Source organism: Pseudomonas sp. GW821-FHT07F05 (assembly GCF_059418765.1).
On sequence record NZ_JBWKQL010000001.1, the window covers coordinates 450,543 to 474,329 of the forward strand.

The 23,787-nt window shown below is 61.2% G+C and carries 22 protein-coding genes and 1 pseudogene; 12 read left to right on the forward strand and 11 right to left on the reverse strand.

Annotated features, from left to right (window positions below; all coding sequences use genetic code 11):
- Window positions 1-79: 79 nt before the first annotated feature.
- Complete coding sequence (locus tag AC07RO_RS02120) at window positions 80-451, reverse strand: hypothetical protein (RefSeq protein ID WP_423572211.1); 372 nt, start codon at window positions 449-451, stop codon at window positions 80-82.
- Window positions 452-646: 195 nt separating this feature from the next.
- On the opposite strand from AC07RO_RS02120, the gene AC07RO_RS02125 reads away from it, so the two are divergent.
- The 3 genes from AC07RO_RS02125 (at window position 647) to AC07RO_RS02135 (ending at window position 2,577) form a co-directional block, all read left to right on the forward strand.
- Window positions 647-916: a type B 50S ribosomal protein L31 gene (locus AC07RO_RS02125; protein WP_122536087.1), complete on the forward strand. Its 270-nt coding sequence runs from the start codon at window positions 647-649 to the stop codon at window positions 914-916.
- Window positions 917-1,078: 162 nt separating this feature from the next.
- Window positions 1,079-2,170 (forward strand): D-alanine--D-alanine ligase, encoded by a 1,092-nt coding sequence (gene ddlA / locus AC07RO_RS02130; RefSeq protein ID WP_495085166.1) that lies wholly within the window; start codon window positions 1,079-1,081, stop codon window positions 2,168-2,170.
- Window positions 2,171-2,172: 2 nt separating this feature from the next.
- On the forward strand, window positions 2,173-2,577 hold the full coding sequence (locus AC07RO_RS02135; RefSeq protein ID WP_495085167.1) for an NUDIX hydrolase: 405 nt from the start codon (window positions 2,173-2,175) through the stop codon (window positions 2,575-2,577).
- A 40-nt stretch (window positions 2,578-2,617) separates the two neighbouring features.
- Here the strand turns inward: AC07RO_RS02135 and metR are convergent, their stop codons facing one another.
- Complete coding sequence (metR, locus tag AC07RO_RS02140) at window positions 2,618-3,535, reverse strand: transcriptional regulator MetR (protein WP_065992512.1); 918 nt, start codon at window positions 3,533-3,535, stop codon at window positions 2,618-2,620.
- 207 nt (window positions 3,536-3,742) lie between these two features.
- Here metR and AC07RO_RS02145 point away from each other — a divergent pair.
- The 7 genes and pseudogenes from AC07RO_RS02145 to AC07RO_RS02175 form a co-directional block, all read left to right on the forward strand.
- Window positions 3,743-4,351: pseudogene (locus AC07RO_RS02145) on the forward strand (uroporphyrinogen decarboxylase/cobalamine-independent methonine synthase family protein); the annotation flags it as partial.
- Between the two features lie 156 nt (window positions 4,352-4,507).
- Window positions 4,508-5,500 carry an alpha/beta fold hydrolase gene (locus AC07RO_RS02150; RefSeq protein WP_495085168.1) on the forward strand — a complete coding sequence of 331 codons (993 nt, stop codon included), beginning with the start codon at window positions 4,508-4,510 and terminating at the stop codon, window positions 5,498-5,500.
- A 110-nt stretch (window positions 5,501-5,610) separates the two neighbouring features.
- Complete coding sequence (locus AC07RO_RS02155; protein WP_495085169.1) at window positions 5,611-6,279, forward strand: DsbA family oxidoreductase; 669 nt, start codon at window positions 5,611-5,613, stop codon at window positions 6,277-6,279.
- Window positions 6,280-6,448: 169 nt separating this feature from the next.
- Window positions 6,449-7,162, forward strand: coding sequence for a GntR family transcriptional regulator (locus AC07RO_RS02160; protein ID WP_192171602.1), 714 nt, complete (start codon window positions 6,449-6,451; stop codon window positions 7,160-7,162).
- Complete coding sequence (locus AC07RO_RS02165; protein ID WP_282366232.1) at window positions 7,159-8,175, forward strand: ADP-ribosylglycohydrolase family protein; 1,017 nt, start codon at window positions 7,159-7,161, stop codon at window positions 8,173-8,175. Before AC07RO_RS02160 ends, AC07RO_RS02165 begins: the two co-directional genes overlap by 4 nt.
- A gap of 159 nt (window positions 8,176-8,334) precedes the next feature.
- Window positions 8,335-9,804, forward strand: a complete 1,470-nt coding sequence (locus AC07RO_RS02170; RefSeq protein WP_346627487.1) for a purine-cytosine permease family protein — start codon at window positions 8,335-8,337, stop codon at window positions 9,802-9,804.
- Complete coding sequence (locus AC07RO_RS02175) at window positions 9,794-10,723, forward strand: PfkB family carbohydrate kinase (protein WP_495085170.1); 930 nt, start codon at window positions 9,794-9,796, stop codon at window positions 10,721-10,723. Before AC07RO_RS02170 ends, AC07RO_RS02175 begins: the two co-directional genes overlap by 11 nt.
- A gap of 229 nt (window positions 10,724-10,952) precedes the next feature.
- Here AC07RO_RS02175 and aauR read toward each other — a convergent pair whose 3' ends face one another.
- The 9 genes from aauR to glpK form a co-directional block, all read right to left on the reverse strand.
- Window positions 10,953-12,278 carry a two-component response regulator AauR gene (gene aauR / locus AC07RO_RS02180; protein ID WP_495085171.1) on the reverse strand — a complete coding sequence of 442 codons (1,326 nt, stop codon included), beginning with the start codon at window positions 12,276-12,278 and terminating at the stop codon, window positions 10,953-10,955.
- A 115-nt stretch (window positions 12,279-12,393) separates the two neighbouring features.
- Window positions 12,394-14,292 (reverse strand): two-component sensor histidine kinase AauS, encoded by a 1,899-nt coding sequence (aauS, locus tag AC07RO_RS02185; RefSeq protein ID WP_423572199.1) that lies wholly within the window; start codon window positions 14,290-14,292, stop codon window positions 12,394-12,396.
- A gap of 88 nt (window positions 14,293-14,380) precedes the next feature.
- A complete protein-coding gene (locus AC07RO_RS02190; protein ID WP_037012313.1) occupies window positions 14,381-15,115 on the reverse strand; it encodes an amino acid ABC transporter ATP-binding protein in 735 nt (244 codons plus the stop codon).
- Window positions 15,112-15,780, reverse strand: coding sequence for an amino acid ABC transporter permease (locus tag AC07RO_RS02195; RefSeq protein WP_172612954.1), 669 nt, complete (start codon window positions 15,778-15,780; stop codon window positions 15,112-15,114). Before AC07RO_RS02195 ends, AC07RO_RS02190 begins: the two co-directional genes overlap by 4 nt.
- Complete coding sequence (locus AC07RO_RS02200; RefSeq protein ID WP_065992535.1) at window positions 15,777-16,523, reverse strand: amino acid ABC transporter permease; 747 nt, start codon at window positions 16,521-16,523, stop codon at window positions 15,777-15,779. Before AC07RO_RS02200 ends, AC07RO_RS02195 begins: the two co-directional genes overlap by 4 nt.
- Before the next feature lie 117 nt (window positions 16,524-16,640).
- Window positions 16,641-17,555, reverse strand: a complete 915-nt coding sequence (locus tag AC07RO_RS02205; protein WP_122622341.1) for a glutamate/aspartate ABC transporter substrate-binding protein — start codon at window positions 17,553-17,555, stop codon at window positions 16,641-16,643.
- 398 nt (window positions 17,556-17,953) lie between these two features.
- Window positions 17,954-19,525 (reverse strand): glycerol-3-phosphate dehydrogenase, encoded by a 1,572-nt coding sequence (gene glpD, locus AC07RO_RS02210; RefSeq protein ID WP_423572196.1) that lies wholly within the window; start codon window positions 19,523-19,525, stop codon window positions 17,954-17,956.
- Between the two features lie 215 nt (window positions 19,526-19,740).
- The gene (locus AC07RO_RS02215) at window positions 19,741-20,496 is read right to left on the reverse strand and encodes a DeoR/GlpR family transcriptional regulator (RefSeq protein WP_074888955.1); all 756 of its coding nucleotides are present in this window, start codon (window positions 20,494-20,496) and stop codon (window positions 19,741-19,743) included.
- Window positions 20,497-20,591: 95 nt separating this feature from the next.
- On the reverse strand, window positions 20,592-22,097 hold the full coding sequence (glpK, locus tag AC07RO_RS02220; protein WP_192171593.1) for a glycerol kinase GlpK: 1,506 nt from the start codon (window positions 22,095-22,097) through the stop codon (window positions 20,592-20,594).
- A gap of 297 nt (window positions 22,098-22,394) precedes the next feature.
- On the opposite strand from glpK, the gene ybaK reads away from it, so the two are divergent.
- Window positions 22,395-22,865 (forward strand): Cys-tRNA(Pro) deacylase, encoded by a 471-nt coding sequence (ybaK, locus tag AC07RO_RS02225; RefSeq protein WP_192171592.1) that lies wholly within the window; start codon window positions 22,395-22,397, stop codon window positions 22,863-22,865.
- A 108-nt stretch (window positions 22,866-22,973) separates the two neighbouring features.
- Window positions 22,974-23,762 carry a PhzF family phenazine biosynthesis protein gene (locus tag AC07RO_RS02230; protein WP_346627491.1) on the forward strand — a complete coding sequence of 263 codons (789 nt, stop codon included), beginning with the start codon at window positions 22,974-22,976 and terminating at the stop codon, window positions 23,760-23,762.
- Window positions 23,763-23,787: the final 25 nt, after the last annotated feature.

Below are 23,787 nucleotides of genomic sequence, written 5' to 3' on the forward strand. Positions count from 1 at the left end.
TGACACGGCGGGCGATGCAGCGCGGGCGCCATCCACAGGCGCCCTTTTTGTGCGAGCAGATCCTGAACGCAACCCTGGATTACTGAGGTTCCGGCATCAGCATCGGCTTGCGGTCCAGCGTCTCGCTGACCATTCGATAGATGTCTTCTTTGCCGTCGTCATTGCAGCAGCGGATCTCGTGGAGCACTTCGCGCTCTTTGGGAGACAGCCCGATGTAGTTCCACTCGCACGCCTGGCGCATGAACACGTCGTGGTCATTGACCGGCATGACGTCGTCAGCGGCTTCGTGAAAAGCCTCCACGATCGTGGCGAGCAGGCTGACAAGTTGCTCGGCGTCAGGCTTGCCGTCGGTTGCCTGGACCAGACGCTGCAGATGATTCAACGCGCTGCGGGCGTCAATCAGCTTCATGTGTGCGGGGACGCTCATTTCGTATCGATCAATCAGGTGCATGGCACTACCTCCTGGTGTTGTTCATTCCGTTCCCGTCCGTGACGGGGCTGGGTCGTCAGGGCGCGAACGTTAGCGGCAGGGGAGGCGCCGGAAAAGCCGAAAGTTGTAACGGTTACAAAATCGTTTCCGATTGAACTTTGCTGAATTGATACTGTATAACGTATTACATGATTGCTTACATTCTGGAGAAAGACGATGAAAGCCGACATCCATCCCGACTACCGCCAAGTGCTGTTCCACGACACCGCTGCCGATGTGTTTTTTCTGATCGGCTCCACGGTTGACACCGACCGCACGCACACCCACACCGATGGCAACTCCTACCCTTACGTTGCCCTCGATGTGTCCAGCGCGTCGCATCCCATGTACACCGGCCAACAGCGCAAGACCACCACCGAAGGCCGTATCGCTGGCTTCAACAAGCGCTTCGCCACCTTTGGCTCCGGCGCCAAGAAAGAGGAATGACAGCAGCACCTCCCGCGCTCCGGGCATCGCCAGTCGATCACCCGGGCGCGGGATTTTTTTTGCCGTTTTTCACTGTATTCCGTCTTGCAGGCCACCTTGGCACTGGACTATCGGGCCAAATTGCTTTTAGCTCTGCGGCCTGAAATTCAGGAGCATCCCCCTTTGAAAAAGTCAGTCGCCATCGTTTTCGGTGGGCAATCCTCCGAGCATGAAGTGTCGTTGCAGTCGGCGCGCAACGTGATCAACGCGATTGATCGCAACAACTTCTCCATCATCCTTATCGGCGTCGACAAGCAGGGCCATTGGCTGCGCTTCGACGAGCAGGATTACCTGCAGAACCCCACCGATCCTGCGCACATCAAACTCAGTGAATCCGGCCGCCTTCTTTCGCTGATGCCAGGCGCCAGCGGGCCGCAGTTCGTGGAAGTGCAGACCGGCGCAGAGGTGCCGCGCATCGACGTGGTGTTCCCGTTGATCCACGGCAGTTTCGGGGAAGACGGCTGCCTGCAGGGCATGTTGCGCCTGCTGGACATTCCGTTCGTGGGCCCGGATGTGCTGAGCTCCGCGGCCTGCATGGACAAGGACGTGACCAAACGGCTGCTGCGCGATGCGGGTATTTCGGTTGCGCCGTTTGTGGTCCTTCACCGTGGCGAGACGGTGGATTTTGTCAGCGTCTCGGCACAACTGGGCCTGCCGCTTTTCGTCAAGCCGGCGTGTCAGGGATCGTCGGTCGGCGTGAGCAAAGTCGTCGACGAAGCCGGTTATGCCGCTGCGCTGAAGCTGGCTTTTGACTACGACAACAAGGTGCTGATCGAGCAGGGCATCGTCGGTCGTGAAGTGGAATGCGCCGTGCTGGGTAACCACGAACCGAAGGTCAGCGTGTGCGGTGAAGTCGTCGCCAATGACGAGTTTTATGCCTACGACACCAAGTACCTGAACGACGGTCAGGCGCGCATCGCGATCCCCGCGCAGATGCCCGAAGACATGAGCGAAGCCGTGCGTGAAGTGGCGCTGCAGGCCTATCGCGTGCTGGGCTGCGCCGGTTTGGCACGGGTGGATTTCTTTGTCACCGAGGCACGGGAAATCATCATCAACGAGGTCAACACGCTCCCCGGTTTCACCTCCATCAGCATGTACCCGAAACTCTGGCAGGCCAGCGGATTGAGCTACGCCGAGCTGATCGACCGGTTGATCACGCTGGCGCTGGAACGCGCCGAAGAAACCCGCGCGCTGAAGACCGAGGTGGTGCTGTGACGGTGAAAACCCTCCGTATCGCCGCCGCGCTGCTGACCCGTGCCGATGGCAAAACATTGCTGGTGCGCAAACGCGGGACCGAAGCGTTCATGCAGCCGGGCGGCAAGATCGACGCCGGTGAGTCGGCGCTCGATGCGCTGGCCCGTGAGCTGAACGAGGAATTGGGGCTGGTCATCGCGCCGGAGCAAACGCGATTCCTGGGTGAGTTTTCGGCGGTAGCGGCGAATGAACCGGGCTTCGAAGTGAATTGCCAGCTCTATGGCGTTCAGGTTGAGGACCCGGTCAATCCTGCAGCCGAGATCGAAGAAGCCATCTGGGTCGACGGCAGAGATATTGACCAGCTGCACTTGGCGCCGCTGACCCGGGACTCGATATTGCCGCTGTACCGAAGCCTGCAAAACGCCTGATTTGCAGGGCTGCATTGCATGGGTTAAGCAGCGGGGCGGATTAACGAACCGCGCTCACCCCATCCAGTGTCGAAAACGACGTGTCCTTCGCCGTCAGCAGGAAGTCACGCATGTAGGGCGCGTCCAGCATGTCTGCGCGAATCGCCGCGTACAGCGTGGCGAACAATCCTTTTTCCCCCAGCCGCTTGCCCTTCACGTAGCCGCGTGAGCTGTATTCATGCAGCGCCCAGTGCGGCATCCCACAGACGCCGCGTCCGCTGGCGACCAGTTGCATCATCATCACCGTCAGTTCGGACGTGCGCACCTGCGCCGGTTCGATGTCGGCTGGTTCAAGGAAACGCGTGAAGATGTCCAGGCGGTCGCGCTCGACGGGGTAGGTGATCAGGGTTTCATTGATCAGGTCTTCCGGCACCACATAAGGCCTGGCTGCCAGCGGATGCTGGTTGGCGACTGCGAGCATGGCCTCGTAGGTGAACAGCGGCACGTAGGTAATGCCTGCCAGCTCCAGCGGGTCCGAGGTCACCACCAGATCCAGATCGCCACGGGCCAGGGCGGGCAGGGGTGCGAAAGCGAAACCCGACGCCAGATCAAGCTCCACCTCCGGCCAGGCATCGCGGAACTGATCGATCGTCGGCATCAGCCACTGAAAGCAACTGTGGCATTCGATGGCCATGTGCAGGCGCCCGGCGACACCGCCGGCGAGCCTCGAGATATCGCGCTCGGCATGGCGCAGTTGCGGCAGCACCGAGTCAGCCAGTTGCAGCAGGCGCAAGCCCGCGCTGGTGAACCGCACCGGTTTGGTCTTGCGCACGAACAGCGGCATGCCCATGCGCTCTTCCAGCTCTTTGAACTGGTGAGACAGCGCCGATTGGGTCAGATGCAATCGGTCAGCCGCATCAACAAGGCTGTCTGCTTCGCGTAATGCATGCAGGGTTTTCAGGTGGCGAATTTCCAGCACCGATGGCGCTCCATGAGTAAATTTTGTGATCAACACGAATTTAATGAGTTTGTCTCATGTAAGGGGAAGTGTCGACAATGGCGCCATCTTTTGAAGGAAGCAGTCAGCATGGGCCAGGTCAACAACTCTAATTTTCCTCACATCGGCGTGGCCAGGGGCTTCAAGCACATCCTCGAGACGCTGGGTAACGGCGTTGAGGTGGATTCAGTGCCGACGTTCACTCCGGACCAACGCTTTAACCTGAACTGGGCGCCGCTGTTCGATGAGGTTGATGAAGCCCGCGCGCAGGGCCAAACGATCCGGCCGGAGCTCATCGGCCCGTTGACGTACCTCTGGCTGGGGCAGGCGGAGGGTGAGGGCTTCGACAAGCTTGATCTGCTTGACCGTCTGCTGCCGGTGTATGGCGAGATCCTCGGGCGGCTGGCGGGCAAGGGCGTCGAGTGGGTGCAGATCGACGAGCCGATCCTGACCCTGGACTTGCCACAGGACTGGAAGAACGCCTTCGAGCGCGCCTACCACGCCCTGCAATATTCGCCGCTTAAAAAGCTGCTCGCGGTTTCGTGTGGCGGTCTTGGGCTGGGCAGTAACCTCGGCCTCGCGGTGTGCCTGCCTGTGCAAGGCCTGCATGTCGATGTGCTCAGTGCGCCTGAACAAATGCCCTTGGTGCTGGATCGCCTGCCGACCTACAAAGTGCTGTCATTGGGCGTTGTGGGTGAACTGGACGCGGCCAGCGCCAACGCTGAAGCCGCGCTGGAAGTTGTGAAGGAAGCTCAGTTGCGCTTCGCCGACAACCTCTGGGTCTCGGATTCGATCAGCACTCCGGCAACAGCGGCCGCGTGAATGCAGGGCGAGATGACCGTTTTGCTACCGCTCAGCCCTCTTCATCAAACTGTCACGCAACTGTGGCAGCGCGCTTGAGCAAACTTCATCAGACTCGCGGCCTACTGGGGTTCTGTGTGTCGGTGTTTTTCCATGCGGGTTTTACTTTTTCTGGCTGCGCTCTTGTGCAGCCTGCCGTCTTTTGCGGCCTCTCGATGCGATGTTGACGTTCCCACGCAGGTGGCCGAGCTCGATGACGTGCACCTGGCGTATCAGAGCATCGGGCGTGATTCCGACCCGGCGCTGCTGCTGGTCATGGGGCTTGGCGGGCAGTTGATCCACTGGCCGGATGAGGTGGTCGTTGCCCTGTGTCAGCAGGGTTTTCGCGTGATTCGCTACGACAACCGGGATGTCGGATTGTCGACCTGGGTCCAGGCCCCCTCAAGCGCCAACCTCACCTATGAAGTGCTGCGCTACAAGATCGGCCTGCCGGTGTCGGCGCCGTATTCCCTGACCGACATGGCTCAGGATGCGCTAGGCCTGATGGATGCGCTGCATGTTCAGCAATTCCATGTGCTGGGGGCGAGCATGGGCGGCATGATTGCGCAGCATCTGGCCGACATGGCGCCCAAGCGCTTGGAAAGTCTGACGCTGATCATGACCAGCTCCGGCGCGCCCGGCCTGCCGATGCCCAGCCCGGCGTTGTTGCAACTGCTCGCCCGTCGTGGCGCGCCGGACCGGCAGACCGCACTCGAGCAGCAGGCTGATTTGCTGGCTGCGTTGGGCAGCCCGCAGGTCAAGGATGATCGACAAATGCTGCTGCATCAGGCGGCGGTTTCCTACGACCGGGCGTTCAATCCTGAAGGCGTGAAACGGCAGATTCTGGCGATCCTCGCTGAACCCAGCCGCGTGGAGCTGTTGAATCGTCTGCGGGTGCCGACGCTTGTCGTGCACGGCACGGCGGATCCGCTGTTGCCAGTGATGCATGGCATTCATGTAGCGGCGCACATTCAGGGCAGTCAACTGAAGCTCATTCCCGGCTTGGCCCACCGTTTTCAGGAAGCCTTCAAAGCCCCGTTGCTGGCGGCCGTATTGCCGTATTTACGCGAGCATCGCGAGGACGCTTCCCACGTCGCCCAGCTCTGATGCAGCGGCGGGCTTGATCCGCTGCTTGAGAACAAGCGCGCCGGTGTAGGGTGTGAGCGCCGCCGTGATCGGCGTATCGTGCAGCTTTTCCTCTCTTGCACGAGGCTGCCATGAGCATTCCGCTGAAAATCGACTTCATCTCCGACGTATCCTGCCCTTGGTGCATCGTCGGCCTGCGCGCGCTGGACCAGGCGCTCGAGCATCTGGGCGATGAAGTTCAAGCCGACATTCACTTCCAGCCCTTCGAACTCAACCCGCAGATGCCGCCGGAAGGCCAGGACCTCTTCGAGCACATAGCCGAAAAGTACGGCTCGACCCGCGAGCAATTCCAGGCCAATGCCGAAAACATTCGCGAGCGCGGCGCAGAACTCGGGTTTGTCTTCAAGCAGGGCGAGCGACGCATATTCAACACCTTCGACGCCCATCGACTGCTTCATTGGGCCGAGCTGGAAGGCAAGCAACACGCGCTGAAAGAAGCGCTGTTCACCGCCTATTTCAGCCAGCACGCCAACGTATCCAGCCATCAGGTACTGGCGGATGTCGCGCAGAAAGTGGGCCTGGATCGAGTGCGCGCCGAGGCCTTGCTGGGCAGCGACCAGTACGCCAGCGAAGTTCGCGAACTGGAACAATTGTGGGTATCGCGGGGCGTGAGCTCGGTGCCGACAATCGTCTTCAACGACCAGTACGCCGTTTCCGGTGGGCAGCCTGTCGACGTGTTCGTCAGCGCCATTCGTCAGATCGTGGGCGAAGAATCGAGCGTGGTTAACCCGGTCGACTAAAGCGGGTAGTCGACCATGACCTGCAGCGCGCCTGTGGGTATTCCGGGCTCTCAGGCTTTGGACACTTATCAACACGCGCGCTGCTGACCGTCATCTGCTGTTACTCATCGACCATTGCATTTCAAAAAACACTTGCTCCTCCCAGCCACTTTCGGATATCAATTTGTACATGATTAGACAGGTTCGATTCGACAAGAAAAAACGCGTGGTGGACGAGCTGGCCCGACGCATCGAGAGCGGCCAGATGGGGTCGGGCGAATTGTTGCCCGGTGAGAACCTGCTCGCGCAGGAATTCAACGTCAGCCGTGGCACGCTCCGGGAAGCGCTGTCCGAGCTCAAGCGACGCAACTACATCGCCACGCAAACCGGCGTCGGTTCGATCGTGACCTATGACGGCATCTCGCTGGATCAGCGTGCCGGGTGGGCACAGGCTCTGGCCGACACCGGCGCCAAGGTCAGCACCGAGATTCTGCGTCTGGTGGCGGTGCAGCGGCCTGATCTGGCGGGCCGGTTTGGCACAGCCGAGTTCATCGCGCTGGATCGCCGTCGAACTGCCGGGGATGGCAGCGTGGTTTCCCTGGAGCGTGTGCTGATTCCGGCCTGCGACGGCCTGGAAAATCTGCCCCGCGACGGGCTGATCGAAGATTCGCTGACAGTCACGCTGGCCGCCCACGGCTATGTCGGTGATCGGGGCGATCAGTGGATCGGCGCCGAGCCCCTGAGCAACGACGACGCGGCGCTGATGTTGCGGCAGCCGGGCTCGGTGTTTCTCAAGGCGACGCGCACAACGTTCGATCGCCGCGAACGTTTCATGGAGCACGTGGAAAGTCTTCTGGACCCCGTGCATTTTCGTCTGCATCTGGCTTTTGGATCGTCTACATGACCGCACTGATCGACACCCGCGACCGAGGCCTCGGCGCTTTCTACGGACTGGCTCTGGGCGACGCGCTGGGCATGCCGACGCAGTCCCTCAGTCGCGAGCAGATCAGGCAGCGATTCGACCGCATCACAACCTTGCAGGCCGCCGGTGCCGATCAGCCCATTGCGCCGAACATGCCCGCCGGGTCGATCACCGACGACACCGAGCAGGCGGTCCTGGTCGCCGAATTGCTGGTTGCCGGAGAAGGGCGCATCGAGCCTTCGGACCTGGCGCAACACCTGATTGACTGGGAGGCGGTGATGCAGGCCAAAGGGTCGCAAGACCTGCTGGGCCCTTCGACCAAGCGCGCCATCGAGATGATTCTGGCCGGGCACAGCCCTGAGGAGGCCGGGCGTTTCGGCACCACCAACGGCGCCGCCATGCGCATCACGCCGGTGGGCATTGCCTTTGATGTGCGCGAAGAAGCGCGCTTCATCGAGGCGGTCAAACAGGCCTGCCAGGTCACCCACAACACTACTCTCGGCATCTCCAGCGCAGCGGCGGTGGCCGCGGTGGTCTCGGCGGGCATCAGCGGTGCCAGCCTCGGCGAAGCCCTGGAGGTCGGCGCGCGCATCGCCCGAGAGGCCGAGGGCTTCGGCTACTGGATCGCCGGGGGCCGCATCGCCGCGCGCATCCAGTGGGCCAGAGACCTGTGCGCCGGGTGCAGCAACGAACAACTGCCCGATCTGATTTATGACGTGATCGGCACGTCGGTCGCCTCCCAGGAATCGGTGGTCGCGGCCTTCGCCCTCGCGCATCACGTGGCTCGCGGGCAGGTCTCGGCATTCGATGCGCTGTGCATGGCCGCTAGCCTGGGCGGCGACACCGACACCATCGCCGCCATTCTCGGGGCGATGCTCGGTGCCTGCGCCGGCATGGGCGCCTGGCCTGAGCCGCTGATCAAACAGATCCAGACCGTCAACGGACTCGACCTGTATCCGGTTGTCGAGCAGTTGCTGTCCCTGCGCGGGGTCTGATCCGACCCACGCCAGCCCGTTTAACGAATAAGACCTACCTCGCGGCTCTATGCAGCGGCGAGCCAGGGTTTTTGCAGCCTGCAAAAGCCCACGCTGACACGGATGTCGTTTGCTTTGCGCACTGCCCACAACCAGAACAAATGGCACAGGAGCATTCACATGACGTCATCCAACGCCGCTCAAGGCGCAGGTCAGCTTGAAACACGCGGCATCGAACCGGTTCCGGAAAACGAATGCAACGGCCACCCGTTGCAGCTTTTCTGGGTGTGGTTCGCGGCCAATATCAGCATCCTCGGTCTGCCGCTGGGGGCGACGCTCGTGGCCTTTCGCGGGCTGTCGATCGGGCAGGCGATCATCGTGGCGATCCTCGGCGCGGCCGGCTCGTTTGCGGTGGTCGGGGTCATTTCCATTGCAGGCCGCCGGGGCAGGGCGCCGAGTCTTACGCTCTCGCGGGCCATCTTTGGCGTGCGCGGGAATATCGGTCCGACCATCGTTTCGCTGATGTCGCGTCTGGGCTGGGAAACCGTGAACACCACGACCGCCGCTTTCGTACTGCTGTCGCTGTGTTCGATTCTCTTCGCCACGCCCGTGGAGGCCAAGAGTGCGCCGGGCCTGACCCTGGTGTTCATCGCGATTTTCGTGCTGATGACACTGACCGTTTCCGGCCTCGGCCATGCCACTTTGCTGGTCATCCAGAAATGGGCGACGTACATCTTCGGCGCGTTGAACGTGATCGTCGGCGGCTTCCTGATCGCGCACATCGACTGGGCCGCTGTGTTCAACGCTGCGCCTGCACCGGTGAGCGCGATGATCATCGGGATCGGCACCATGGCGGCAGGCACGGGCATCGGCTGGGCCAACGCAGGCGCTGATATGTCGCGCTACCAGCATCGCAGCGTCAAGGCCACGCGGCTGGTGGCCTCGGCGGCTTTCGGCGCCGGCATCCCGCTGGTGTTGCTGATCACCCTGGGCGGACTGCTGTCGGTGGGCAACGACCACTTGGCGTCGGCCACCGATCCGATCATCGCGATCCGCGAGCTGCTGCCGACCTGGATGGCCGTGCCGTACCTGATCACGGCGTTCGGCGGGCTGCTGCTCTCGAATAACCTGTCGGTGTACTCGGCAGGGCTGACCACGCTGACGCTAGGCCTGAAGATCAAGCGCGTGCATGCGGTGATTGTCGACATCGTGGCAATCTTCGCCGGATCGATTTACTTCATGCTGATCGCCGACAGTTTTTACGGCCCCTTCATCACGTTCATTTCAATGCTCGCCGTGCCGATTACCGCGTGGGTTGGGATCTTCATCGTCGACCTGATGCACCGCCACTACTACTCACCGGCTGACTTGATGGACGTTTCGCCGCGCAGCGCCTATTGGTATCGCGGCGGCATCGAGTGGCGTGCGCTGGGTGCGTGGGCCCTGGCCATCGTGCTCGGTTACAGTTTCACCACCGTCGCCACCACGCCGGAGAACGTGATATTCAAGGGCTTGCTGTCGGACTCATGGTTTGGCCATAACGGGCTGGGCTGGATCGTCACCTTCCTGGTGGCGGGTGGTCTGTATGCCTTGCTCGGCGGTGCCCGTGACCGTCGTGTCGTTGCAAAAGAGGTTGTTCATGCCCGCTAGATTGCTCTACACGGGCCAGGTCGTGGTCGATCTGGTCATGGCCCTTGACGCTTTGCCACGTTCCGGCGGCGATGTGCTCGCCCGTTCGGCGGCTTTCGAAACCGGCGGGGGATTCAACGTGATGGCCGCCGCACGACGCAGTGGCATGGCAACGGTGTATCTCGGTCGCCACGGCGCGGGGCGCTTTGGCGATCTGGCGCGACAGGCCATGGCGGCTGAAGGCATCGACATCGCGGCGGCGGCGTCCACGGCTCAGGACACGGGCCTGTCGGTGGCGCTCATCGAGCCTTCGGCCGAGCGTTCGTTCATTTCCTACGTTGGTGCCGAGGGCGGTTTGTCGGCTGAGGATCTGCGCGGCGTTGATGTGCAGGCTGAGGATTTCGTGTTCGTCAGTGGCTACAGCTTGCTGCACGAATGCAAGGTGTCGACGCTGCTGGATTGGCTCGCGCGGTTGCCGGCGGGGGCGGGCATGGTGTTCGACCCGGGGCCGCTGATCGATTCGCCGGAAGCGTCCGGCATGCCGGCGGTGTTGCCATTGATCACGCTGTGGACGAGCAATGCCGAAGAGGCGCTGCGCTTCACCCGCTGCGAGACGATCGATGGGGCCCTCGACAGGCTGGCGCACTGGCTCCGCACTGACGCGCTGATTGTTGTGCGCGACGGACCGAACGGCTGCTGGATCCGTCAGGGTTCCGAGGCGCGACACGTTCGGGGGTTTCCGGTGACGGCCATCGACACCAACGGCGCCGGCGATGCCCATGCGGGGGTGTTGCTGGCCGGGCTGGCATCAGGGCTTTCAACGTCGCAAGCGGCATTGCGCGCCAATGCGGCTGCGGCCATTGCCGTCACCCGCTGGGGCCCGGCGACTGCGCCGACGGCGGCAGAGGTTGATGCGCTCATTGGCAGCACTGACTTTTAGAAATTCCGGTCGTTCAGACGCCGACCTGTGGGACAGATAACGCGGTCCTTGTGGGAGTGAGCTTGCTCACGAAGACGGTATTTCAGCCGCTGAAGATTAAGCGGATGTACTGTCCCCTTCGCGAGCAAGCTCGCTCCCACAGGTCATGTGTCGGCAGATATCTCGGCGGTGTCGGCATGCTCGATCAGAGCGCCCTCCTAAGGCCAGAATCACCAAGCGGAGATAGTGCTCACCCCAACCCGTATTTCTTCACCTTGTCGAACAACGTGGTCTTGGCCATGCCCAGTTCCTGGCTGGCCTGACTGAGATTCCCGCCGCTGCGCTGCAACGCCTCGCCCAGCAGGTTCTTCTCAAACGCTTCCACCGCTTCGGCGAAATCAAGGCTCTGGGTGGCGACTTCCGCACCGGCGGTCTTGAACGCCGGCAGGCCCAATGCGTAGCGCTCTGCGACGTTGCGCAGCTCGCGCACGTTGCCCGGCCAGTCGTGGGCGAGCAGCGCCGAGCGGGTCTGTGCGTCCAGGTGCGGCGCTTCCCGGTCAAAGCGCAGTGACGACTGCTGCAGAAAATGTTCGAACAACTGCAGGATGTCTTCGCGCCGCTCGCGCAAGGGCGGCAGTTCGAGGGTCACCACGTTCAGCCGGTAATACAGGTCGCTGCGAAACTGGCCCGCTTTGCTCAGCGCATTCAGCTCCGACTTGGTCGCCGCAATCACCCGGCAATCCACCGCTACGCTCTGATTTGAACCCAGTCGCTCCAGCGTGCGCTCCTGCAACACCCGCAGCAGTTTGATCTGCAGGTTGATGGGCATGCTTTCCACTTCGTCGAGAAACAGCGTGCCGTTGTGCGCGTGTTCGATCTTGCCGATGCGGCGTTTGCCGGCGCCGGTGAACGCGTTGGCCTCGTGACCGAAGATCTCGCTTTCGAACAAGCTTTCTGGCAGGCCGCCGCAGTTGAGTGCTACGAACTGATGGTCATGGCGGCGGCTGAAGTCATGCAGGCAGCGAGCGACGAGTTCTTTCCCGGTGCCGGTTTCGCCTTCGATCAGCACATTGGCCGAGGTGTCCGCGACGTTGGCGATCAGCGCGCGCAGGGTCTGCATCGCCTGGGAGCGGCCAATGATCTTGCCTTCCAGGGAGTTGCGCTCGGCCAGTTGGCGGCGCAGCGACCAGACCTCCCGGGCCAGCCCGCGCTGCTCCAGGGCGCGGCGGGCGGCGTCGACCAGGCGCTCGGGGGAGAAGGGCTTTTCCATGAAATCGTAGGCGCCATCGCGCATCGCGCCGACGGCCATCGACACGTCGCCGTGGCCGGTAATCAGCACCACAGGCAGGGTCCGGTCGCGTTCTTTCAGGCGCTTGAGCAGCTCAAGCCCGTCCATGCCCGGCAGGCGAATGTCACTGATGACGATGCCGGCGAAGTTCTCACTGACCAACGCCAGCGCTTCTTCCGCGCTGCCCACGCCCTGGCTGTGAATGTCTTCCAGCGCCAGCGCCTGTTGGCAGCCAAGCAGGACATGCGGGTCGTCTTCGACGATGAGGACCGTCAGATCAGTGTTCATGGTGTATTCCAGTGCGTGCCCGCGAAGCGGTGTGTCAGGTTTTTGGACAGGGTGACTGCCTCACTGCTTTCGCGAGCAAACAGGCTCCGAAAATGTCCGGCAATGCGTTGATCTCTCATACACCCGCCGCCCCGGGATCAACCAGAGGCAACACCAGCACGAACATCGTGCCGCCCTCGGCCGGGTCTTCAGCGTTGAGCGTGCCGCCTGCCGCAGCGGCGAGGCTGGCTGACAGCGTCAGGCCCAACCCCAGTCCCTGTTCGCCGGGCTTGGTGGTAAAGAAGGGTTCGAACAAATGCTTGCGCGCTTCGGCGTCGATGCCGTGGCCGTTGTCCCGCACCCGCAGCCGATAGCGGCCCTCGAACACGTCACCTTCCAGCCACAGAATCGGCAACGGCTGCGCCTGCATGGCGTCCAGTGCGTTGCCGATCAGGTTGACCAGAATCTGCTCAAGCCGGGTCTGGTCGATCGCCAACTCCACGTCGTCGATCTGCTGATGCAACTCCAGCGACGCATTGTCCAGGCGCGCCGCCAGCAACTGCAGTGCAGCCTCGACCGCCTTACTCAGGGACGCCTGGCCCTTGTCTTCTCCGCGCCGGGCGAAGGCACGCAGGCTGGCCGTGATGCGGCCCATGCGATCCACCAGATCGTTAATGGTGCGCAAGTTTGCACTCGCCGTGTCCAGCGCGCCCCGTTCGAGAAACCGAACGGTGTTGCCCGACAACGTGCGCAGCGCGGCCAGTGGCTGATTCAGTTCGTGGGCGATGCTGGTGGACATCTGGCCGATGGCGGCGAGTTTGCCGGCCTGGATCAATTCATCCTGGGCCTGGCGCAGGGTTTCCTCGGCCTGGCGACGTTCACGAATCTGGCCCTTCAGGCGTTCGTTGCTCGCGCGAAGGTCGGCGGTGCGGTCGGTGATGCGCCGTTCCAGCTCGTTGTTCGCCTGTTCCAGCGCTTCACGGGCGGCGAGGCGGGTGGAAATCACCTTGCGGCGCTCGTTCCAGGCAATCAGCAGAAACGCCACCAGCGCGCAGGCGACGGCGACCAGCATTCCCTGATTGGCGGCTTCCCGGCGCAAGTCTTCCAGCGGCGTCAGCAGGGTCAGGTGCCAGGGCGTGTCGGCCAGTTCGCGGGTCTGCGCCAGATAACTCACCACCGTGTGCTCGTGATCGACGCTGGTGTTTGCAGGAAAGGTCAGCTTCTCGACGCCGTCGGCAATCGATTCACGTTCCAGCGGCACCAGCTCGTTGAGCGGCCACCAGTAATACTGCAGGCTGCGCGCCAGCCGCTCCTTGATCTCGGCGGTCAGCGGACGGACTGATTTCAGCCGTCGGGCCGGGTCGCTGGAGAGAATGATGATGCCGTTCTCGTCGCTGACAAACGCTTCCAGGCGCGCGCGCTGCCAGCGTTCTTCCAGCGCTTCGAGCCGGACCTTGATCACCGCGACGCCGATGATCTTGCCTTTCTCCTCCAGCCCGTGGGCCAGGTAGTAACCCGGTTCGCCAGTGGTGCTGCCGATGCCGTAGAAGCGGCCCGGCAGACCGCGAATCGCGTCCTGATAATAGGCGCGGAAAGACAGGTCCTCACCGAGGTAACTGTCGGCATCGCGCCAGTTGCTCGTTGCCAGCACCCGGCCGGTCGTGTCGAGCACATAGATGGCCCGACTGCGGCTGCGCCGGTTCAGGCCTTCGAGGTAATCGTTGACCTTGGCGCGCAACTCCGCAGACGGATTGTTGAGCAGGTCGGAAACGTTGGATTCCAGCTCCAGCACGCTGGGCAGGTAGTTGTACTTGTTGATCTCGCTCTCGACGGTGCGCGCGTGCAGCTCCAGCTGACGCTGACCGTTTTCACCCAGCGCCTTGATGGCGTTCTTCTCGCTGTACAGATACGTGACGTAACCCAGCGCAATCATCAACAGGATGATCAGCGGCGGCACGAACAGATGGCGGATCAGTCGGGGTTTCACGGCGAGTGATGGCGGCGCGGCGCGGTAGAGAGGGGGGTCGCATTTCATCACAGTCGTCCTGGACCGACCAGCCGCTCGTTTCATCCTGGATGAACGAGCGGCCGGTGGTTTTTACGCCCTAGAAGGGCTAATGCTTTTAGTGCTGCAGGATTTTGTTGAGGAACTGCTGAGCCCGCTCGGAACGCGCGTTGACGTCGCCGAAGAACTCTTCCTTCTCGCAGTCTTCGACGATCTGGCCCTTGTCCATGAAGATCACCCGGTCCGCCACTTTGCGGGCGAAGCCCATTTCGTGGGTCACGCACATCATGGTCATGCCTTCGTGGGCCAGTTGCACCATCACGTCGAGCACTTCGTTGACCATTTCCGGGTCGAGCGCGGAGGTCGGTTCGTCGAACAGCATCACCACCGGGTCCATCGCCAGCGCGCGGGCAATCGCCACACGCTGTTGCTGGCCGCCCGACAGTTGCCCCGGATGCTTGTGGGCGTGGGCCGAGAGGCCGACACGTTCGAGCAGTTGCAGGCCTTTTTTCGTGGCTTCTTCCTTGCTGCGGCCCAGGACCTTGATCTGCGCGATGGTCAGGTTTTCGGTGATGGTCAGGTGCGGAAACAGCTCGAAATGCTGGAACACCATGCCGACGCGCGAGCGCAGTTTCGGCAGATTGGTTTTCGGGTCAGCGATCGATGTGCCATCGACCACGATATCGCCTTTCTGAAACGGCTCCAGCGCGTTGACACACTTGATCAGCGTGGACTTGCCCGAGCCCGACGGGCCGCAGACCACAATCACTTCACCTTTTTTGACCTCAGTGCTGCAATCGGTCAGCACCTGGAAGTCCCCATACCACTTGTTGATATTTTTGATGGAAATCATACGGCTAACCTTTTTTGCATGAACTTGACCAGGCGCGACGCGGCGAAGCTGATCGTGAAGTACACCAGACCGGCGACAATCAGGAACTCGTTGGAGCGCCCGATGATGTCGCCGCTGGAGCGTGCCGAGTTGAGGAAGTCGACCAGACCGACCGTGTAGACCAGCGAGGTGTCCTGAAACAGGATGATGCTCTGCTGCAACAGCAGCGGGGTCATCTTGCGGAACGCCTGGGGCAGGATGATCAGGCGCATCATCTGGCCGTAGGTCATGCCCAATGCTTGAGCGGCGCCCATCTGGCCACGGGAAATCGACTGAACGCCGGCCCGCACGATTTCACAGAAGTAGGCCGCCTCGAACATCATGAAGGCCACGACGCAGGAGGTGAACGCGCCGATCGGCGTGTCTTCGCCGGTGATCCAGCGCAGCACGAACGGCACCGCCAGGTAGAACCAGGTGATGACCAGCAGCAGCGGAATCGAACGGAAATAGTTGACGTAGGCGCCGGCAACGCGTGACGCCAGCTTGTTCGACGACAACCGCATCAGCGCCAGAATCGTGCCGATGATGATGCCGCCCACGATGCCCATGGCCATCAATTGCAGCGTCATGAGCATGCCGTTCCACATGCCCGGGATGGCAGGGATCACTCCAGAGAAGTCCATTATTTACCTCCCACGGAGATCAGGCCCGGGACCGCGACTTTCTTCTCGACCAGACGCATGAGCAGCATCAGGCTCATGTTCAGCGTGAAGTAGATTAGCGTCGCCAGGGTGAAGGCTTCGAACAGGTTTGCGGAGAACTCGGCGGTCTGTTTGGTCTGCGCGAGCAATTCCATCAGGCCGATCAGCGACGCCACGGACGAGTTCTTGAACACGTTGAGGAATTCGGAGGTAAGCGGCGGAATGATGATCCGGTACGCCTGGGGCAGCAGCACGTTCCAGTAGATTTGCGGCAGCTTGAAACCCATGGCGCGGGCGGCGGATTCCTGCCCCACCGGCAACGCCTGAATACCGGTGCGCACCTGTTCGCAGACACGTGCGGCGGTGAACAGGCCCAGGCACACGACAACACTCAGGAACGCCGAGGTGGTCGGATTGAGGTCTTGCTTGTACCACTCCTGCAGATTCTCAGGCAGCAGATCCGGCACCAGGAAGTACCAGATGAACAGCTGCACCAGCAGTGGCACGTTACGGAAAATTTCCACGTAAATCGCGGCGATGGAAGAAACGATGCGGTTTGGCACCGTACGCATCACCCCGAGCACCGAGCCCAGGAGTAACGCAATGATCCAGGCAGCAACGGCAATGGCGATGGTCCAGCCCAGCCCGGTGATGTACCAGTCCAGGTAGGTCTCGCTGCCGACGCCCGTGGACTTGAAGAACACGCCCCAGTCCCAGTTGTAATTCATCAGGGTCTCCCCCTTATCGATCGTTATGCACGCACACGCCAGGTAGCGGCTTCCGAAGACGCAGGGCGTCTTCGGAAGTCAGGCTTTTCACGTTGTCAGAATGGCGGAGCGAAGGACTCAGGCCTTCTTGTCCGGCGCCGGCTTGTCGTTCGGGTTGGCGATCAGCGCTTTGAGCTGTTCGCTCATCGGGAACATCAGGTTCAGGCCTTTTGGTGGAATCGGCTGGGTGAACCACTTGTCGTAGATCTTGTTGATCTCGCCCGATTTGTAGGTCGCAACGATGGCGTCGTCGACGGCTTTCTTGAACGCAGGGTCTTCCTTGCGAACCATGCAGCCGTAGATTTCGTAGGACTGAGGGGTGCCGGTGACGGCCCAGTCGGTCGGCTTCTTGGCCTTGGCCATTTCGCCGGCGAGCAGGGCATCGTCCATCATGAAAGCAACGGCGCGGCCCGATTCCAGCATCTGGAACGACTCGCCGTGGTCTTTGGCAGAGATGACATTCATGCCCATCTGCTTGTCGGCGTTCATCGCCTTGAGGATGCGCTCGGACGTGGTGCCGGCCGTGGTCACGACGTTCTTGCCTTTGAGGTCGTCGAAGTCTTTGTAGGACGAGTCAGCCTTGCTCAGCAGACGGGTGCCGATTTCGAAGATGCCGACGGAGAAGTCGACCTGCTGGGCGCGCTCGGCGTTGTTGGTGGTCGAGCCACATTCAACGTCGACGGTACCGTTCTGCACCAGCGGGATACGGGTCTGGGAAGTGACCAGGTTGTACTTGACCTTCAGATCAGGCATGTCCAGGTCTTTCTTGATCGCTTCGACGATCTTCAGCTGGATGTCAGCGGAGTAGCCCACTGGCACGCCGGAAGCGTCAGCGATGTAGGAAAAAGGAATGGAGGAGTCGCGGTGACCGAGGGTGATAGTGCCGGACTCTTTGATTTTCTTCAGAGTACCCGTCAGTTCGGCGGCGAAAACAGGGGTGGTGATCAAAGCGGCAGCAATGGCTGCGCCCAGGATGTGGGGAACGATGCGCATCTGGTTTACCTCGACATTGTTTTTTTTATTGGGCCGGTGTTGGACGGCCCTATCGTTTCAGAGCGCTTCAACGGCGGCCCAGTCAGGCGACACGCTACATCGAAGCAATCGTGCAAGAGTGTAGAGCATGAGTCATGCCAGAGATGTGACTGGGGCTAAGCGCATGAAAGTTAGGGATATTTACGCAGAAGGGATGTGTGCACAGGGACTCGGCCGTCCGGGATTCCGAATCGGGAGGGGGAGGGTGTTCGGGAATCCGAATGGTATCGCAGGGGTTTCAGAGTGGGTAGCCAATGGTTTTGCCGTGTGACTTCTGACGTTTTCCCGGCTGAAGCCGGTCCTACAAAATCGCGTCATTTCAGTAGGACCGGCTTTAGCCGGGAATTTGGTCTGGCAAATTACGCGTGGATCTTTGGTGCCGACACTGACCAGTCAAGCCGGTCAATCGCCCCGGTGCTGCTTGCGACATTGTCCAGGTACCGCTGAACGTTCTCGTGCTCCTGGGCATTGGTGAACAAACCAAGCTTGGTCCGGCGCCACAGGATGTCATCGGCCTTGGTCGCCCATTCCTCGCTGCACAGGTAATCCACTTCGCGGCTGTACAGACCGCCGCCCAAGTGTTCGCCCATATCGCTCAGTGTCTGAACGCCCTCCACGATGCGCCAACTGCGGGAGCCATAAGTAATGGCCCAACGCTTGGCGATCTCTGCCGGCAGCCAGGCGCAACGCTGTTGCAGCTCGGCGGCCAGTGCCTGCGGCGTGGTCATGCTTTCACCGCCCGGCAGACTGGCTTTCGCGGTCCAGCTTGGCTTCATCTGCGGGAAGAACGGCGCGAGTTGCTGCATCGCCGATTCCGCCAGCTTGCGGTAGGTGGTCAGCTTGCCGCCGAACACGGAGAGGATCGGCGCTTCTTGAGCACTGCCAGACAGCGACAAGGTGTAGTCGCGGGTGATCGCCGACGGGTTGTCAGACTCGTCATTGCACAGCGGACGCACACCCGACCACGTGCTCAGAATGTCGGCGCGGCTGAGTTGCTGCTTGAAGTGATCGTTGACGATTTTTAGCAGGTAGTCGGTCTCACCTTCGGTGATCGCTACTTTGCCGGGATCGTCAGAATATTCGCGGTCGGTCGTACCGATGATGGTGAAGCGTTCCAGGTACGGAATGGCGAACACGATTCGCTGATCTTCGTTCTGCAGAATGAACGCGTTTTCGCCTTCATACAGCTTCGGCACGATCAAGTGGCTGCCCTGAATCAGGCGAATGCCGTACTGGGATTCGAGCTTGAGGTCTTCACGGATGAATTTGGCGACCCATGGACCGGCTGCGTTGACCAGGGCTTTGGCGCGAATGGAAAACAGGCTGCCGTCCGCACGTTCCATGTTCATGTGCCACACGCCGCCGCTGCGACGGGCGCCCAGGCAGCGGGTCTGGGTATGAATGTGCGCGCCTTTTTCACGGGCGGCCATGGCGTTGAGGACCACCAGACGAGCATCGTCAACCCAGCAATCTGAGTACTCGAAACCCTTGGTGATCGAGCTGTTCAGCGGGCTGTTGGCGCCAAAGCGAATGGTCTTTGACGCTGCCAGCTTCTCGCGCTTGCCAAGGTGGTCATACAGGAACAGCCCGGCGCGGATCATCCACGCAGGGCGCAGGTGTGGGCGGTGAGGCAATACGAAACGCATCGGCTTGACGATGTGCGGCGCTTTTTCCAGCAGCACTTCGCGTTCGGCCAGCGCTTCGCGAACCAGACGGAATTCGTAGTGTTCCAGGTAACGCAGCCCACCGTGGATCAGCTTGCTGCTGGCTGACGAGGTGTGGCTGGCGAGGTCATCCTTCTCGCAGAGAAAGACCGAGAGGCCCCGGCCCGATGCGTCTGCCGCGATACCGACACCATTGATGCCACCACCGATCACGGCAACGTCGTAGACCTCGGAAAGGGGTGGGGTCGGCAAACTGGACTGGGCCATCGGGGCCTCCTGAGTGTTCGATCGCGTTCGAATGCTGCGCTATGGGGAGGGCGAATTCGAACATTTATGTTCATTTCCGAAAATAGTAGCGCAATAAGGCGAACACAGCCACTCAGTATTTATTGAAAATACTGATGGGAGAGCGAGGAAAGGAACAAAAGTGAACATCGGAAGTGAGGCGAGCGCTGGAATCGCGCTCGCCCATGGATCGAGGGTTAAACCACTTCCAGCCGAATCTTGTTCTGCGTCAGCAGTTGCGCCAGTGCGGGCACAGGCGTCTGGTCAGTCACCAGGCAGTCGATCAGCGTGATCGGCCCCAGGCGAACCATCGCGTTACGGCCGAACTTGCTGGAGTCAGCAGCCAGAATCACCTGACGCGCGTTGGCGATGATCGCCTGGGAAACGCGCACTTCCTGATAATCGAAATCCAGCAGACTGCCGTCCTCGTCGATCCCGCTGATGCCCACAAGGGCGAAATCGACCTTGAACTGCGTGATGAAATCCACGCTCGCCTGACCGACCACGCCGCCATCCCGGCGCACATTGCCGCCTGCCAGCAGCACTTCGAAGTCGTCCTTGCCGCTGAGAATCGACGCCACGTGCAGGTTGTTGGTGATGATCTTCAAGTGGTTGTGGTTGAGCAGCGCCCGGGCGATGGATTCGGTGGTGGTGCCGATGTTGATGAACAGCGACGCATGATCGGGTATCTGCGCAGCAATGGCCTCGGCGATGCGTTGCTTCTCATCACGCATCTGGTCGGCACGCATGGCGTAGGCAGTGTTTTCGATGCTGGAGTCGTAGGCCGCGCCGCCGTGGTAGCGACGCAGGAGGTTCATTTCCGCGAGCTGATTGATGTCGCGGCGAATGGTTTGTGGGGTCACGACGAACAGCTGCGCCATTTCCTCGATGCTGACGTAGCCGCGCTCACGGACCAGCTCGAGGATCTGCTGTTGACGGGGTGGCAGATTCATTTTTTATCCTTCGGGCACGGGCGCCCATGATGCCGCAGGCAGCCATTACCTGTCAGCCGGAAAAAATGCCTCCGCCGCTCCGTTCAGGATCGCGCTTATTCAGCTTCTTCGTGGGGTTCCCAGTCGCGCGTACGGTCCACAGCCTTGCGCCAGCCGGCGTACAGTTTTTCCTTCTCGGCGTCATCGCATTGCGGCTCGAACTTGCGCTCGATGACCGCCTTGCCCTTCAGCTCGTCCAGCCCGCTCCAGAACCCGATCGCGAGACCGGCCAGGTATGCCGCGCCCAGTGCGGTGGTTTCGCGCATTTTCGGGCGCTCCACCGGCGTGCCGAGAATGTCGGCCTGGAACTGCATGAGGAAGTTGTTGGCCACTGCGCCGCCGTCAACGCGAAGAGCCTTGAGCGGCTCGCCAGCGTCCTGTTGCATGGCGTCCAGCACGTCGCGAGTCTGGTAGGCGATGGACTCCAGCGCCGCACGAATGATGTGATCGACCTTGACGCCACGGGTCAGGCCGAACAAGGCGCCCCGTGCATACGGGTCCCAGTAGGGCGCGCCCAGGCCGGTGAACGCAGGCACCAGATAAACGCCATTGCTGTTCTTCACTTTGGTGGCGAAGTATTCGGTGTCCATGGAATCGTTGACGATCTTCAACTCGTCGCGCAGCCACTGCACGGTGGAGCCGCCGTTGAATACAGCACCCTCCAGCGCATACGCCACTTCGCCGCGCGGACCGCAGCCGATGGTGGTCAACAGGCCGTGATTGGATTTCACGGCTTTCTTGCCCGTGTTCATCAGCAGGAAGCAGCCGGTGCCGTAGGTGTTCTTCGCCTGACCCGGCTCGACACACATCTGGCCGAACAACGCCGATTGCTGATCGCCGGCGATTCCGGCGATGGGGATGCCGCTTTTGCTGTGGCCGTAGACTTCGGACGACGACTTGACCTCCGGCAACATCTCCCGGGGCACGTCGAGCACATCGAGCATGCGCTGATCCCACTCCAGCGTATGGATGTTGAACATCATCGTGCGCGAGGCGTTGGTGTAATCGGTGACGTGCACCTTGCCGCCGGTAAATTTCCAGATCAGCCAGCTATCGACAGTGCCGAAGAGCAGCTCGCCACGGCGGGCGCGCTCGCGGCTGCCCTCAACGTGATCAAGAATCCACTTCAGCTTGCTGCCGGAAAAGTACGGGTCGATGACCAGACCGGTGGTGTCGCGGATGTAGTCTTCCAGACCGTCGCGCTTGAGCTGCTGGCAGATCTCGGTGCTGCGGCGGCATTGCCAGACCACGGCGTTGTAAATCGGCCGGCCGGTGTCTTTCTCCCAGACCACCGTGGTTTCACGCTGGTTGGTGATACCGATCGCGGCGATCTGGTTGTGGTGCAGGTTGGCCTGGGCCAGCACCTTGGTCATGCACGCAGTCTGGGTGGCGAAGATTTCCATCGGATCGTGCTCGACCCAACCAGGCTGGGGATAATGCTGAACGAACTCGCTCTGTGCGCTGCTCACCACGTTGGCATCACGGTCAAAAATGATGGCGCGGGAACTGGTGGTGCCTTGATCCAGAGCGATGATGTAATTCTTATTTTCGGTGTCGGTCATGGTGAATGCCTGTGATGAAACGAGATTCCGGAAACTGCCGTCCGTTTTGTTGCCTGTGCCAAGTGCCTTTGCGCACTGAATACCGGGATGGCGTCAAGGAAGCAAGCGGGATATTCGTATTCGAAAAAATATAGACGTAAACGAACCTTGTCAAAGGTCGAAAGCGAACCTTATCGATGAAAGTTTCGAGTCGCCGATATTAGTGGATAAGTCCTGCGCAAACGCAGGCATTTCGATAACCGATGGCCTAAAGTATCGGCAGCAAACAAGAAAGTGTCTGGCTGTCTGGAGCACTGCATGACCCCTGCATTGGATTTACTGAAAAAGGTTCGCGCCGAACATCGCGTGCACAGTTACGAGCACGATCCCAAAGCCGCCTCCTATGGCCTGGAAGCGGCAGAAAAACTGGATCTGGCCCCCGCTCAGGTGTTCAAGACCCTGCTGGCCAGCACCGAAAAAGGCGAGCTGCTGGTCGCGGTGGTCCCCGTCGTGGGCTCGCTGGACCTGAAAGCGCTGGCCCATGCCGCAGGCGCAAAAAAAGCAGAAATGGCTGACCCGGCCGCCGCCCAGCGTGCCACCGGTTATCTCCTGGGCGGGATCAGCCCGCTGGGACAGAAGAAAAGGCTGCGCACCTTCATTGATGAGTCCGCTCAACCCTTCGCGACGATTTTTGTCAGCGCGGGTCGACGCGGGCTTGAAGTCGAGCTGCCCGCCGCCGTACTTGCACAACACACCGGTGCCTCCTTTGCCCGGATTGGCCGGGAATGATTCGCCAGGTTCGTCAGAAATGCCTGACCCTTTCATGCGGTGATGCTGGCCGCAGATCCGCAGCGCCCGAACCGGGTCGCCGCATTTCTTTACACGGGGATGCCTTCCATGCAGCTTGAATTCCATCAGGTCGATGCCTTCACCGACCGCCCGTTCTCAGGCAACCCGGCAATGGTCTACCGCCTTGACGCCTGGCTTTCCGATCAATTGATGCAGCAGATTGCTTCCGAGCACAATTTGTCGGAGACCGCCTTTCTGGTCCGTGAAGCCCCGGCCTGGCACATCCGCTGGTTCACCCCGACCCATGAAGTGCCGCTCTGCGGGCATGCGACCCTCGCCAGCGCCTTCGTGCTGTTCGAGAAGTACGGCGAGAAGGCCGAAGTGATTCACTTCACCGGTAAATCCGGGCCGCTGAGCGTGAGCCGTGAAAGTCATCGGCTGGTCCTGGACTTTCCGTCGATGCCGCCCGCCGAACAGGGGGTGACGTTGGATATCGAGCGGGCTCTCGGCACCGCCGTCGTCGACGTGCTGAGTGCTGCGGAATTGCTCGTGGTGCTGGAATCCGAGCAGGCGGTTCGCGACTGCAAACCCGACTTTGCCGCCCTCGCGCGGTTGCCGTGGCCGGGTGTGATCGTGACCGCCAAGGGTGACGGCGAACGCTACGATTTTGTCTCGCGCTACTTCGCGCCGGGCATCGGCATCAATGAAGACCCGGTCACGGGCTCGACCCACTGCAGCCTGATTCCCTACTGGTCGGCGCGCCTGAACAAGTTCAGCCTGACGGGTTATCAGGCGTCGGCGCGGGGAGGGGAGCTGTTCTGCCGGCTGGAGGGTGACCGAGTGAAGATTGGCGGGCACGCGACGCTGGTGGCCAGCGGCGCGTTGATACTCGGATAGTTGATGCGGGGCTGAAGGTGCCTGA

Excerpts from the sequence above, each read along its gene's own strand:
- aauR (WP_495085171.1), bottom strand. The coding sequence starts at position 12,278 with ATGAACACTGATCTGACGGTCCTCATCGTCGAAGACGACCCGCATGTC.
- AC07RO_RS02165 (WP_282366232.1), top strand. The coding sequence starts at position 7,159 with ATGACCGCACTGATCGACACCCGCGACCGAGGCCTCGGCGCTTTCTAC.
- AC07RO_RS02155 (WP_495085169.1), top strand. The coding sequence starts at position 5,611 with ATGAGCATTCCGCTGAAAATCGACTTCATCTCCGACGTATCCTGCCCT.
- AC07RO_RS02160 (WP_192171602.1), top strand. The coding sequence starts at position 6,449 with ATGATTAGACAGGTTCGATTCGACAAGAAAAAACGCGTGGTGGACGAG.
- AC07RO_RS02170 (WP_346627487.1), top strand. The coding sequence starts at position 8,335 with ATGACGTCATCCAACGCCGCTCAAGGCGCAGGTCAGCTTGAAACACGC.
- aauS (WP_423572199.1), bottom strand. The coding sequence starts at position 14,292 with ATGAAATGCGACCCCCCTCTCTACCGCGCCGCGCCGCCATCACTCGCC.
- AC07RO_RS02205 (WP_122622341.1), bottom strand. The coding sequence starts at position 17,555 with ATGCGCATCGTTCCCCACATCCTGGGCGCAGCCATTGCTGCCGCTTTG.
- AC07RO_RS02150 (WP_495085168.1), top strand. The coding sequence starts at position 4,508 with ATGCGGGTTTTACTTTTTCTGGCTGCGCTCTTGTGCAGCCTGCCGTCT.
- ybaK (WP_192171592.1), top strand. The coding sequence starts at position 22,395 with ATGACCCCTGCATTGGATTTACTGAAAAAGGTTCGCGCCGAACATCGC.
- AC07RO_RS02215 (WP_074888955.1), bottom strand. The coding sequence starts at position 20,496 with ATGAATCTGCCACCCCGTCAACAGCAGATCCTCGAGCTGGTCCGTGAG.
- AC07RO_RS02120 (WP_423572211.1), bottom strand. The coding sequence starts at position 451 with ATGCACCTGATTGATCGATACGAAATGAGCGTCCCCGCACACATGAAG.
- glpK (WP_192171593.1), bottom strand. The coding sequence starts at position 22,097 with ATGACCGACACCGAAAATAAGAATTACATCATCGCTCTGGATCAAGGC.
- AC07RO_RS02125 (WP_122536087.1), top strand. The coding sequence starts at position 647 with ATGAAAGCCGACATCCATCCCGACTACCGCCAAGTGCTGTTCCACGAC.
- AC07RO_RS02230 (WP_346627491.1), top strand. The coding sequence starts at position 22,974 with ATGCAGCTTGAATTCCATCAGGTCGATGCCTTCACCGACCGCCCGTTC.
- AC07RO_RS02200 (WP_065992535.1), bottom strand. The coding sequence starts at position 16,523 with ATGAATTACAACTGGGACTGGGGCGTGTTCTTCAAGTCCACGGGCGTC.
- AC07RO_RS02175 (WP_495085170.1), top strand. The coding sequence starts at position 9,794 with ATGCCCGCTAGATTGCTCTACACGGGCCAGGTCGTGGTCGATCTGGTC.
- AC07RO_RS02190 (WP_037012313.1), bottom strand. The coding sequence starts at position 15,115 with ATGATTTCCATCAAAAATATCAACAAGTGGTATGGGGACTTCCAGGTG.
- glpD (WP_423572196.1), bottom strand. The coding sequence starts at position 19,525 with ATGGCCCAGTCCAGTTTGCCGACCCCACCCCTTTCCGAGGTCTACGAC.